Origin of the sequence: Heliomicrobium gestii (genome assembly GCF_009877435.1) — a bacterium.
GTDB lineage: Bacteria > Bacillota > Desulfitobacteriia > Heliobacteriales > Heliobacteriaceae > Heliomicrobium > Heliomicrobium gestii.
This window is the reverse complement of sequence record NZ_WXEX01000019.1, coordinates 25262-37847: the sequence shown is the minus strand read 5'-3', so window position 1 is coordinate 37847 and position 12586 is coordinate 25262. Positions and strand designations below refer to the sequence as shown.

At 58.1% G+C, this 12586-nt stretch carries 13 protein-coding genes and 1 tRNA gene; all 14 read left to right on the top strand.

Annotated elements, in window-relative coordinates:
* Positions 1–69: 69 nt before the first annotated feature.
* Positions 70–145, top strand: a tRNA-Thr gene (locus tag GTO89_RS16155).
* A gap of 357 nt (positions 146–502) precedes the next feature.
* Positions 503–967, top strand: a complete 465-nt coding sequence (locus tag GTO89_RS16150; RefSeq protein ID WP_161263137.1) for a ribosome maturation factor RimP — start codon at positions 503–505, stop codon at positions 965–967.
* 26 nt (positions 968–993) lie between these two features.
* Complete coding sequence (gene nusA, locus GTO89_RS16145; protein ID WP_161263136.1) at positions 994–2310, top strand: transcription termination factor NusA; 1317 nt, start codon at positions 994–996, stop codon at positions 2308–2310.
* Entirely contained in the window at positions 2307–2576 is a 270-nt protein-coding gene (gene rnpM / locus GTO89_RS16140) for an RNase P modulator RnpM (RefSeq protein WP_161263135.1), read from the top strand. The genes nusA and rnpM overlap by 4 nt, the downstream gene beginning before the upstream one ends.
* Positions 2576–2914 carry a L7Ae/L30e/S12e/Gadd45 family ribosomal protein gene (locus tag GTO89_RS16135; protein ID WP_161263134.1) on the top strand — a complete coding sequence of 113 codons (339 nt, stop codon included), beginning with the start codon at positions 2576–2578 and terminating at the stop codon, positions 2912–2914. The genes rnpM and GTO89_RS16135 overlap by 1 nt, the downstream gene beginning before the upstream one ends.
* A gap of 4 nt (positions 2915–2918) precedes the next feature.
* Positions 2919–6014 (top strand): translation initiation factor IF-2, encoded by a 3096-nt coding sequence (gene infB / locus GTO89_RS16130; protein ID WP_161263133.1) that lies wholly within the window; start codon positions 2919–2921, stop codon positions 6012–6014.
* 94 nt (positions 6015–6108) lie between these two features.
* Positions 6109–6474 carry a 30S ribosome-binding factor RbfA gene (gene rbfA, locus GTO89_RS16125; RefSeq protein WP_161263132.1) on the top strand — a complete coding sequence of 122 codons (366 nt, stop codon included), beginning with the start codon at positions 6109–6111 and terminating at the stop codon, positions 6472–6474.
* A complete protein-coding gene (locus GTO89_RS16120; protein ID WP_161263131.1) occupies positions 6452–7444 on the top strand; it encodes a DHH family phosphoesterase in 993 nt (330 codons plus the stop codon). The genes rbfA and GTO89_RS16120 overlap by 23 nt, the downstream gene beginning before the upstream one ends.
* On the top strand, positions 7425–8351 hold the full coding sequence (gene truB, locus GTO89_RS16115) for a tRNA pseudouridine(55) synthase TruB (RefSeq protein ID WP_161263130.1): 927 nt from the start codon (positions 7425–7427) through the stop codon (positions 8349–8351). Before GTO89_RS16120 ends, truB begins: the two co-directional genes overlap by 20 nt.
* Before the next feature lie 8 nt (positions 8352–8359).
* Positions 8360–9334 (top strand): bifunctional riboflavin kinase/FAD synthetase, encoded by a 975-nt coding sequence (locus GTO89_RS16110; RefSeq protein ID WP_161263129.1) that lies wholly within the window; start codon positions 8360–8362, stop codon positions 9332–9334.
* A gap of 73 nt (positions 9335–9407) precedes the next feature.
* Entirely contained in the window at positions 9408–9614 is a 207-nt protein-coding gene (locus GTO89_RS16105; protein ID WP_161263128.1) for a hypothetical protein, read from the top strand.
* Between the two features lie 18 nt (positions 9615–9632).
* Positions 9633–9857, top strand: a complete 225-nt coding sequence (locus tag GTO89_RS16100; protein ID WP_161263127.1) for a hypothetical protein — start codon at positions 9633–9635, stop codon at positions 9855–9857.
* An 87-nt stretch (positions 9858–9944) separates the two neighbouring features.
* Positions 9945–10208 (top strand): 30S ribosomal protein S15, encoded by a 264-nt coding sequence (gene rpsO / locus GTO89_RS16095; protein ID WP_328793936.1) that lies wholly within the window; start codon positions 9945–9947, stop codon positions 10206–10208.
* A 102-nt stretch (positions 10209–10310) separates the two neighbouring features.
* Complete coding sequence (locus tag GTO89_RS16090) at positions 10311–12470, top strand: polyribonucleotide nucleotidyltransferase (RefSeq protein ID WP_161263138.1); 2160 nt, start codon at positions 10311–10313, stop codon at positions 12468–12470.
* The last annotated feature ends 116 nt before the right edge of the window (positions 12471–12586 follow it).

Below are 12586 nucleotides of genomic sequence, written 5' to 3'. Positions count from 1 at the left end.
TGACTAGATAGAGTAATTGACTACGAATCAAGAGGTCGGAGGTTCGAATCCTCCCGGGCGCGCCACTTTGCCGCCGTAGCTCAGTTGGTAGAGCGTATCCTTGGTAAGGATAAGGTCACCGGTTCAATCCCGGTCGGTGGCTCCAGTTTTTCAAAAAAACGAACCTGTCGGTTAATTCCGGCAGGTTTTTTATTTTCGGTATGGACCGCTTAAAAAATACCATCAGGCTTGCTTTGGCAATAGCACCGTGCTATACTATCACTAGTGCGTTTCCGACAGGAGAAGGAATCTTTGGTAGCAATGGCGTCCGGTCACATCGATGCGGATTTTAGCAGTTTTCGAAGGAGTGGGTACCTAGCCCACTCTTTCCGTTTGTAAACCCCTAACGCGTCGAGATCCTCATGAGAATGGATCCTTTTTATTCCGGTGAAACTATGGAGAATTCTGCAAGCAGTTTCTGAAACATCTGCATGACAGCACTAAAATTGTAAGGAGGATTACAATGTCCGGCAAGGTGCGGTTGGAAGACCGGGTAACAGCTTGGGCGACGCCGATTACAGAGGAACTCGGCCTGGAGCTGGCCGATGTCGAATGGGTGAAGGAAGGAGGAAGTTGGTACTTACGCATTTTCATTGACAAAGAAGCAGGCATTGAGATGGATGACTGCCAAGAGGTTAGCCGTCGCATCGACGAGATCCTGGATCGAGAGGATCCCGTGGCTCACGGCTACTCGTTGGAGGTTTCTTCGCCTGGAATTGATCGGCCCTTGAAGTCGGATCGGGACTATGAGCGGTTTCGTGGCCAAACCATCCGTATCACCACTTTTGCCCCAGTGAACAACGCCAAAGAACACATCGGCGAACTGGTCGGCAAAAATGAGGCGTCTATCATAATAACAAAAAATGACGAGGAACAGGCGATTCCGCTGCCGCAGGTTTCCTCTGTGCGTTTATATCCGGGTTTCTAAGGACAACTGAATTAGGAGGCATCCCGATGAATGTCGAGTTTTTGACAGCTCTCAAAGATTTAGAACGGGAGAAGGGAATATCCAAAGAGATACTGATCGAGGCCATAGAAGCCGCACTTATCTCTGCCTATAAGAAAAATTTCGGCTCTTTGCAGAATGTTCGCGTCCATATCGACCGGGCGACGGGCGAATTCAAGGTCTACTCCCGTAAGGCGATTGTCGAGGAGATCACCGATCCTCGCGTTGAGGTGGCGCTAGCGGAGGCGCAACGGATTGATCCCAACTATCAGGTCAATGATGTGATTGAATCGGAGGTCACGCCTCGGGAATTCGGACGCATCGCCGCCCAGACCGCCAAACAGGTGGTGGTGCAGCGGATCCGGGAAGCGGAACGTGGCATGATCTATGAGGAATTCTCTAATCGTGAGGGCGATATCGTCACCGGGATTGTGCAACGAACAGAGAATAAAAACGTCTTTGTCGATCTCGGCAAGGTCGAAGCGCTCTTGGCGCCCTCGGAGCAGATGAACAGCGAAACATATCGACATAACGAGCGGATTAAGGCATACATCGTCGAAGTGAAAAAGACAACAAAGGGCCCACAGGTGTTGATCTCCAGAACCCATCCCGGCTTGTTAAAGCGGTTGTTCGAATTGGAGGTCCCTGAGATCCATGATGGAACGGTTGAGTTGAAGGCCGCCTCGCGGGAAGCCGGCGCCCGTTCCAAGATCGCTGTTTATTCGAAAGATGAGAATGTCGACCCTGTCGGGGCTTGTGTTGGACCGAAGGGGATGCGGGTTCAGGCCGTCGTGAACGAACTGAAGGGCGAAAAGATCGATATCGTCAAATGGAACCCTGATCCGGCCAAGTTTGTGGCCAATGCTCTCAGTCCGGCCAAGGTGGTCTCTGTGGACATCATTGAAGAAGACAAAGTGGCCCGTGTCGTTGTGCCTGATTACCAGTTGTCGCTGGCGATCGGGAAGGAAGGTCAAAACGCTCGCCTCGCTGCAAAACTGACAGGCTGGAAGATCGATATCAAGAGTGAAAGTCAAGCCAAAACGGCAAAGGCCAATTTTGCCGATTATGACGAAGACTATGAATCCGAATATGAAGACTTTGACGCCCAGGCGGACGAAAATTACGATGAGGCGTATGAGGAAGAAGCATACGACGAAGAGTATGATGACGCCTATGATGATAACTACGAGGAATATGAAGAGTTCCCTGACGAATACCAAGAGGGAAATGACGAAGAGACTGACGATGCTAAAATTCCTCAGGATTCTCCTGAGTTGACCATTGATAAAAAGACAGGCGCCTCTACTCCTGGAGGGAAAAAATGAATCGCCTTCGTAAAATACCCCAACGAATGTGTGTTGGTTGCGGGGAGATGAGAGACAAGAAAGCGTTAATTCGCGTCGTTCGAACTCCTGAAGGTGCGATTCTTCTCGATCCGACGGGGAAAAAGTCGGGGCGGGGCGCCTATGTTTGTTCAAATACAGAGTGCCTAACAAAGGCGATCAAGGCGAGGCGACTGGAAAAAGCGTTGCGCCAGGCCATATCGCCGGATGTAGTGGAGAACTTGAAAGCGCAAATGGGAGAGGTTTGATGGTTACGGACAAGGTCCATGGGTTGCTCGGTCTTGCTCGGCGCGCCGGAAAAATCGCCGCTGGAGACAGCGCGGTGGAAGCCAATCTAAAAAAACAAAAGGTATTCCTCCTGATTTTCACGGAAGATGCCTCTGCCGGTGTCGTTCAAAAGTACCGCCATTGGTGTGATGACCTGGGGATTCCGGTGGCGACATACGGACAGAAGGAGACCATCGGTCAAGCGGTCGGTCTTTCGCCGCGAACGTTGGTCGCTGTCCTCGATGAGGGCTTTGCCGGCGCAATCCATAAGGCGATAAACGCAACCACAGCCGAATCCAGCCAAATATCGCGGAGGTGACAGAATGGTCAAAAAACGAGTTTTTGAATTGGCCCGGGATTTGGGTGTTGAGAGCAAAGCTCTTTTGTCCAAATGCAATGAGATGGGTATCGATGTAAAGAATAATTTGAGTACCATTGAAGACGGCGATGTCGAGAGGATTACGCCGCTGTTTAAAGGAAAAGGCTCGGTTTCTGCCCGTTCTGATGAGCAACATAAGACAGCCCCCAGGGAGGAAGCGCAGAAGGCGCCGGCAGAGAACCGCCGTCCAGAAGGTCACGCTCCTCGTCCGGAGGGACAGAGAAGTGTCGAGGGTAGGCCGCCACGCCCGGAAGGCCAACGTCCCGAGGGTGGGCGACCGCCTCGTCCGGAAGGCCAACGCCCCGATGGTCCCCGTCCGCCTCGTCCGGAAGGTCAACGCCCCGATGGTCCCCGTCCGCCTCGGCCGGAAGGCCAACGCCCCGATGGTCCCCGTCCGCCTCGTCCGGAAGGCCAACGCCCCGATGGTCCCCGTCCGCCCCGTCCGGAAGGTCAACGGCCCGAGGGTGGCCCGCGCCCGCCGCGTCCGGAGGGGCAGCGTTTCGACGGTCCTCGCCCGCCCCGTCCGGAAGGTCAACGGCCCGAGGGTGGCCCGCGCCCGCCGCGTCCGGAAGGGCAGCGTTTCGACGGTCCTCGCCCGCCCCGTCCGGAAGGCGGCTTTGGCGGTCCCCGTCCGCCGCGCCCGGAAGGGCAGCGTTTTGACGGTCCTCGTCCGCCCCGTCCGGAAGGCGGTTTTGGCGGTCCCCGTCCGCCGCGCCCGGAAGGGCAGCGTTTTGACGGTCCTCGTCCGCCCCGTCCGGAAGGCGGCTTCGGCGGTCCTCGTCCCGGCGGTCCCGGCATGGGTCAGGGCGGTCCTCGCCCGCCCCGCGAAGGCGGCTTCGGCGGTCCCCGTCCCGGCGGCCCCGGCATGGGCCAAGGCGGTCCTCGCCCGCCCCGCGAAGGCGGCTTCGGCGGTCCTCGCCCCGGTGGTCCCGGCATGGGTCAAGGCGGTCCTCGCCCGCCCCGTCCGGAAGGCGGCTTCGGCGGTCCCCGTCCCGGCGGCGGTCGCCCTGGCGGCCCCGGCGGCCCTGGTGGCCCCGGACGTCCGCCCATGGGTCAGGGACGTCCGGGCGGCGGCGGCCGACCGATCCCCAAGTCGGCCATCCCCAAGCCTCCGGAAACGACTGAAGCGCCGAAAAAAGACGGCCGTCAGCGCCACGCCAACCACAAGGTACAGCCGAAAGAGCATGATCACCGTTATGAAGATCGGCCAGGCGCCAAGCTGATCCATCCGCGCAACCAGCCCAAGGGTAAGAAGGGCATGCGCCAGATGGAGGCAGAAGCGCCGAAGCATATATTGATCGATGAGTCTGTGACGGTGCTGGAACTCTCCCAGGCCATGGGCAAGACGGTGACCGACATCATCAAAAAGCTCATGCAACTGGGTGTTCTCGCAACGATCAACCAGGAGATCGACGCTGACACGGCTTCCATCCTCGCCGCCGATTGGGGCATTACCGTTGAGGTGAAAAAGTCGGTCACCGCTGAAGAAATCCTCGCTGAGGAACCCGATGAGACGGACGAGGATCTGATCCATCGCCCGCCCGTCGTGACCGTTATGGGACACGTTGACCACGGCAAAACATCGTTGCTTGACGCGATTCGTGAGACCAACGTCATCGCCTCGGAAGCCGGTGGCATCACCCAGCATATCGGCGCTTACCAGGTTGAGATCGACGGCAAGAAGATCACCTTCCTGGATACACCCGGTCATGAGGCGTTCACGGCCATGCGTGCCCGTGGCGCCCAGGTCACCGATATCGCCGTGCTGGTTGTCGCCGCGGACGACGGTGTCATGCCCCAGACGGTGGAGGCTATCAATCACGCCAAAGCGGCCGGCGTGCCCATCGTCGTCGCTATCAACAAGATCGACAAGCCCGACGCCACCCCGGATCGGGTGAAGCAGGAACTGACCGAATACGGTCTGGTTGTGGAGGAGTGGGGCGGCGACACGATCACCGTGCCCGTTTCCGCCAAAGCTCGCCAGAATATCGATCAACTGCTTGAGATGATTCTGCTGGTCGCCGAGGTCCAAGACCTGAAGGCCAACCCGGAACGGGCTGCCCGCGGCACTGTTATCGAAGCCCAATTGGATAAGGGACGTGGTCCTGTGGCCACTGTTCTGGTTCAAAAGGGCACCCTCAACATCGGCGATGTCATCGTTGCCGGCACGGCGGTAGGGAAAGTCCGTGCCATGGTCGACGACAAGGGCCGCCGGGTGAAAAAAGCGGACCCCTCCATGCCGGTTGAGGTGCTCGGTCTTTCCGATGTGCCCCAGGCAGGCGACACCTTCAGTGTCGTCACCGAGGAAAAATTGGCCAAACAGGTCATCTCGGAGCGGGTCAACAAGCGCAAGGAAGAGGAACAGAAGCGGACTTCCAAGGTTTCTCTCGATGACCTGTTCAAGCAGATCAAAGAGGGCCAGGTCAAGGACCTGAATGTGATTGTTAAAGCCGACGTGCAGGGCTCTGCCGAGGCGCTGAAGGGCGCCCTCGAACGGCTCTCTACCGACGAGGTGCGCGTCAACTGCGTCCACGGCGGTGTCGGCGCCATTACTGAGACCGATGTGATGCTGGCGGCGGCTTCCAACGCGATCATCCTCGGCTTCAATGTCCGACCGGACGCCAACAGCCGCAAGGCTGCGGAAGCGCAGCAGGTCGACATTCGCCTCTACCGCGTCATTTACGACGCCACCGAGGACATCAAGGCCGCCATGTCGGGCATGCTTGAACCGGAAGAGAAGGAAGTTGTTCAGGCCCACGCTGAGGTCCGTGCGACCTTCAAGGTGCCCAAAGCAGGCACCATCGCCGGTTGCTATGTCCTCGACGGCAAGATCACCCGTAACGCCGAAGTCCGTGTCATTCGCGACGGCATCGTTATCCATGAAGGCAAGCTGGATTCCCTGAAGCGCTTCAAGGATGACGTCAAAGATGTCGCCGAAGGCTACGAATGCGGCGTCGGCATCGAGAGCTTCAACGACATCCGGGAACAAGACACGCTGGAATTCTTCGTCATCGAAAAGGTGCAGCGCAAGATCGATTAGAAGGTTGCTGCCCATCGATACAAAGCTTAATTCAAAGTGAGCTGTGGAGGGGGAAACCCCTCCACAAAGCTATCGTGTTGAGGAGTTGACAACCATGGCCGGTCATCGGATGGCCCGCATGGCGGAAGAGATCAAACGTGAACTGGCGAGACTGCTCCGTGATGAGATGAAAGATCCGCGATTGGGCTTTGCCAGCATCACAGCCGTTGAGGTGTCTGGAGACGGACGGCACGCCAAGGTGTTTTTTAGTGTCATGGGTGATGAAAACGCCCGTGATAACTCATTGGCGGCGCTGAAGCAGGCCACCGGTTTTCTGCGCACGGAACTATCGAAGTCGTTGCGGGTCCGTTATGTGCCGGAACTGGTGTTCCTCTCCGATCCCTCCATCGCCCGGGGAACCCGAATCGCTCGTCTATTGACCGAAATGGAGACCCATGATGATACCGAAGCACCCCGTTGAAGGGGAACTGGGGCAGGCCATTGCCCACCTCTCGGCGGCCTCCCGCATACTCCTCTTTGTCCATAAGGTTCCTGACGGCGATTGCCTGGGTTCGGTCAGCGCCATGTTGTCTGTTCTGGAGGCATGCGGAAAAAAGGCGATCGCCTACTGCGATGATCCGGCGCCGCTGGGATATCGCTTTCTTCCCGGCCTTTCGCGCCTCTATGACGCTGCAACGCTGCCCCCTTTTGAGCCGGATTTGCTTGTTGTCCTTGATAGCGCCGATCGAGGACGCATCGGCGATGGGGTCCGTTGGCTCGATGGGAATGTCCCCGTCGTCAATATCGACCACCACATCGGCAACGGCTGTTTCGGTGATGTCAATTGGCTCGATCCTTCAGCGCCCGCATGCGGCGAAATGATTTTTCACCTATGCCGGGCGGCTGGCTGGACGATCACGCCGGATGTGGCTACGGCTCTTTACACGGCTGTAATGACCGATACGGGCTCCTTTCAGTATGCCAATACAACGGCCGACACGCTGCGCCTGGCGGCAGAACTGCGGGACCTGGGCGCGCGAGTCAATGAGATCCGTGAAGAGGTCTACGAACGCAAACCCCTCGCTTACCTGCGACTGTTGTCGTCGGTGTTGACGTCGTTGCAGCTGAGCGCCGACGGCCGCGTCGCCTGGCTCCGGGTCACTGGAGAGACGATGACGGTGTCTGGCGCCGGCGCCAATGATTGCGATGGGTTGATCAATTACCCCCGCGCCATCGATGGCGTTCAGGTGGCCCTCCTCTTCCGGGAGGTCGACGCCGGCCAAATCAAGGTGGGTTTTCGCTCCAAAGGCGACATTGATGTCTATGCCATCGCCCGGCGCTTTGGCGGCGGCGGCCACCGGCGCGCGTCGGGATGTACCTTCATGGGTGGATTGGATGATGCGGAAAAGCAGATCGTGCAGGCGGTGATGGATGAAATTGGAACCGCTTGAACTCGAAGGGTTTCTCAACCTGTTGAAACCGCCGGGCATGACCTCCCACGATGTGGTGGCGAAGGCCCGGCGATTGCTCAAAGAGAAGCGGATCGGCCATCTGGGAACGCTCGATCCCGATGCGGCTGGCGTTTTGCCCATCGCTGTTGGCCAGGCCACTCGCCTGGTTGAATTGGTCGGCGGCGTCAATAAAGCCTACCGGGCGCAGCTCCGGCTGGGCGCCACCACAGACAGCCAGGACGCCTCTGGACGTATAGTGGATATCCGGGCCGTGCCGAGGGTGTCTTTAGATGAATGGGAAAAGACGCTCCAGATGTTTCGGGGGGAGATCTGGCAGATACCGCCGATGGTTTCGGCCGTGTCTGTCGGTGGCAAACGGTTGTACGAGTATGCCCGGCAGGGAATCGAAGTGGAACGGTCTGCCCGACCGGTGTCCATTTCTCGTATCGGCATCGTTAACTATGATCCGGCGCGCCCCGAAGAGATCATTCTCGATGTGGAATGCTCGGCAGGGACCTATATTCGAACGCTCTGTCACGACATCGGCCAGCGGTTGGGCTGTGGCGCCCATATGGGCTGGCTGATCCGGACCCGGAGCGGACGTTTTTCTCTCCGAGAAAGCGTGGCGATGGAAACCTTGGCCGAGGGGTTGCCGAGAGAACACTTGGTTAGCCCTTATGAGGCCCTTGCTCACCTACCGGCCTTGGAGATCGGAGAAAATCGGCTGTCGGCGCTCTCGCAGGGCCTAGCGCAGTACCTGCGCGGCGACGGCTGGTCGGAAGGACAGTGGATCCGCATGCACCGGCAGCAGAAGCTGCTGGCGGTGGGGCAGGCCTTTCAGAAGGACGGACAGTGGCTCTGCCAGCCTCGCAAAGTGTTCAACCGCCTGGAAACCAGATCGAAGTAGGTATGGCCATGAAAACCATCGTATACAAGGGTCCGCTCGACAGCCGCTATGAGGCTGTCCATGTGGCACTGGGCAATTTTGATGGCATCCATCTCGGCCATCAAAAACTGATCACCGAGATGGTGAAAAAGGCGCAAGCCAGTCAGGGAACGGCGGTGGTGGCGACTTTTCACCCCCATCCGTTGCGGCTGATCCGTCCTGAAGCGGCGCCGAAGCTGATCACGCCGATGGATGTGAAAGCCTCGCTATTGGGGCGTCTCGGCGTTGACATCGTCCTCACGCTCCCCTTTAGCCCGGAACTGGCCAAGCTATCGCCGGAGATGTTTGTGCATCAGGTGCTCCATGAGGACCTGCGCGCCGAGTCGGTGATGGTTGGTTTCAACTACAGTTTTGGTCGCGGCGGCAAAGGGACGCCAGACCTGCTCTGGGAGTTGGGCCATCGTCTGGGCATGAGGGTGCGGGTCATTGATGCCGTCACCCTCGCCGGAGAACCGGTCAGTTCCACAGCCGTGCGGGCGGCCCTGGAGAAGGGCGATGTGGAGCGAGCCGCCGATCTGCTTGGCTATGGCCCCATCCTGCGCGGTCCCGTCGTGCCTGGCGATCAGCGGGGGAGAAGCATCGGCTTTCCGACCGCCAACGTGGCGTTGCCGCCGGAACAGTACCTTCCCGCCCAAGGCGTCTACGCCGCCTGGGCTCGCTCTGCCAGCCTTCCTGAGGGCGTCATGGCGGTCATCAACATCGGCGTGAAACCCACCTTCGGCATCGATCTGGCCGAGACGGTGGAAGCTCACCTGATCGACTTTGAAGGCGACCTGTACGGTGAGACCTTGACACTTCAACTGCTGCGCAGGATGCGCCCGGAGATGCGTTTTCAAAGCCCGGAACAACTGGTGGAGCAGATCCATGGGGACCTGCAGGACACGCGGCACTTCTTCCACTCCCAGCGGGAACATATCTTTCCGAACCGGATCATAGAAATTTAAGCGACACCTTTCCTTTACTTCGCAAAATGACTATGCTACAATGTCACTTGTGACTCCGGGGAAGGAGGCGCCCATGGGACTGCCGCTGATCGACGAGCATCACCAGGAACTCCGTTCCATTGCCGGCGAGGTGGCCCACATCTGCGCCAGTGAGGAGTTTCTGGCTTTGAAGTCCGAATTGGAGCTGCTCTACCGTTTGGCTGGAGCAGAGGAACCAGCGCGGTTGGCTTTTCAGGACGCCCTGTACGCCTTGTTGAATGACAAAAGCGACGGGTCCTGAAACGGTTGGTAGCGAGCGATGCTACGTGTCATCGTGACCGACCATGCCCGCAAGCGCCTGTACAACCTGCGCCAGGAACGCATCTCCATCATTGACATCGAAACTGCAGCCCATGATATCCCCGGTCATATCCCGACGGCGACGCGCTTTCGCGGATTTGTGGCCCGTTCCGGCCGGGTTTTTGATCTCGTCATCAAAGACATCGCCACCGGGCGGCTGGTGATCACCATCATCGGCAAATGATTGAGTTCCATCGGCTCAGATTGCCGACCCTCCGGCGGCTTTCTTGGCTTTTGGAGAATACAGTGTAAGGAGGTGACATGGATGGCATTGGACAACGTACGCAAGCAGGAGATCATCGGCAAGTTCAAGCAACATGAGAAGGACACCGGTTCTCCGGAAGTGCAGATCGCCATCCTGACGGATCGGATCAACTACCTGACGGGGCACCTGAAAACCCACAAAAAAGATCACCACTCCCGCCGGGGTCTGCTGAAGATGGTCGGTCAGCGTCGGAATCTGTTGGCTTACCTGAAGCGAACCGATATTGAGCGTTATCGCAAGCTTGTGACTGAGCTTGGGCTTCGTCACTAAAAAAATGGAAAGAACGGGGAAACCCGTTCTTTCTTGCGTATGAGCGAGTTTTTTTAATGATGGAAGGAAATACTAACATATACGTCGAATATCTTAATGTTTATGAGAGGAGGGTATATTTTCTTGCAAGTATTCTCCATGGAAATTGCCGGACGCACTCTGACCGTTGAAACAGGACGGGTAGCCAAACAAGCCGGTGGCGCTGTCCTCGCCCGTTATGGCGATACGGTCGTCTTGGCGACGGCGACTGGCTCGAAAGAACCCCGGCCCGGTATCGACTTCTTCCCCTTGACCGTCGACTATGAGGAGCGTCTCTACGCTGTAGGAAAAATACCAGGTGGTTTCATCAAGCGGGAAGGTCGTCCCACCGAGAAGGCCATCCTGTCGGCGCGGTTGATCGACCGGCCGATCCGGCCCTTGTTCCCCAAAGGTTTCCGCAACGACGTCCAAGTCGTCGCCACCGTCATGTCAGTCGATCAGGACTGCCCGCCCGATATCGTGGGCATGATCGGCGCTTCCTGCGCCCTCAGCCTGTCTGATGTCCCCTTTGAAGGTCCCATCGGCGGTGTCCTCGTCGGACGGGTCAACGGTCAGTTGCTGATCAACCCGACGACGGAACAGGCCGAAAAGAGCGATATGCATCTCGTCGTGGCCGGGACGAAGGACGCTGTCATGATGGTTGAAGCCGGCGCCAGTGAGGTGCCGGAAGAAGACATGATCGAAGCGATCATGTTCGGCCACCAGGAGATCCAGCGCATCGTCGCCTTCCAGGAAGAGATGATGGCTGCCGCCGGCAAGCCGAAGCGGGAAGTGCCCCTCAAACAGACCAATCCCGAAATCGATCAGGCTGTGCGCCAATATGTAGGCGACAAACTGCTCCAGGCCATCCAAAACCCGGACAAGCTCACCCGGGAAGCCGATATCCAGGCAGTCATGAGCGAGACCGTCGAAGCCCTGTTGCCGCAGTTTCCCGAAGAGGAAAAAGGCATCCGTTCCGTTCTCGATGATATGGAAAAAGAGATCGTCCGGAAACTGATCACCGTGGACAAGCAGCGTCCCGATGGCCGGAAGGTGGACGAGATCCGCAAGATCACCGTCGAGGTGGGCATTCTGCCCCGCACCCATGGCAGCGGTCTCTTCACCCGTGGTCAGACCCAGGTGCTCAATGTTTGCACCCTCGGCACCATCGCCGATCTGCAGATCCTCGATGGCCTCGGTGTGGAAGAGTCGAAGCGCTATATGCACCACTACAACTTCCCGCCTTACAGCGTCGGTGAGACGCGGCCCATGCGGGGACCGGGCCGTCGCGAAATCGGCCACGGCGCGCTGGCCGAACGGGCGCTCCTGCCGGTGATCCCGTCGGAAGATGAATTCCCCTATACGATCCGTCTCGTGTCCGAGGTGGTCGAATCGAACGGCTCCACGTCGATGGCCAGCGTCTGCGGTTCCACGCTGTCGCTGATGAACGCCGGCGTGCCGATCAAAAAGCCTGTCGCCGGTATCGCCATGGGCCTGATCAAGGAAGGCGAACACTTCTCCATCCTCTCCGACATCCAGGGCATGGAAGATCACCTGGGCGATATGGACTTCAAGGTGGCCGGCACCGCTGACGGCGTAACGGCGCTGCAGATGGACATCAAGATCAAGGGCGTCAACCGGGAGATCCTCAGCCAGGCCTTGCGTCAGGCTCGGGAAGGCCGCATGTTCATCTTGGGCAAGATGCTCGCCGTCATTGACAAGCCGGCGACCGAGATGTCGCCCTATGCGCCGCGGATCATCACCATGTCCATCGACCCCGACAAGATCCGGGAAGTCATCGGACCGGGCGGCAAGACGATCAATAAGATCATTGCCGAGACGGGCGTCAAGATCGATATCGAAGACGACGGCCGCATCTTTATCGCCGCTACTGACACCGATGCCGCCAACAAAGCCGTCCGCATCATCGAAGGCATCACTGCTGACGTGGAAGTGGGCAAGGTCTACACCGGCAAGGTGACGCGGATCATGAACTTCGGCGCCTTTGTCGAGGTCCTGCCTGGCAAGGAAGGACTCATTCACATCAGCCAACTGGCCGAGGAACGGGTGGCCAAGGTGGAGGATGTGGTCAAGATCGGCGACGAAGTGACTGTCAAGGTCGTCGAGATCGACAAACAGGGACGGGTCAACCTCTCCCGCAAAGAAGTGATTAAGGCCGCCAAACCGGCCGTGACAGGCGCCATGCCGAACGGAAGACCCGACGAGATGCGCAAACGGTTCTAATCGAACAAGATGAACCCATGCGAAACAGGCAAACTCAGCAACGAGTTTGCTTTTCTCGTTTTCGCCTTCTTGCCGGACTGCTCTAGGCATAGATCTCTAGGGATCCGAAGTGTCGA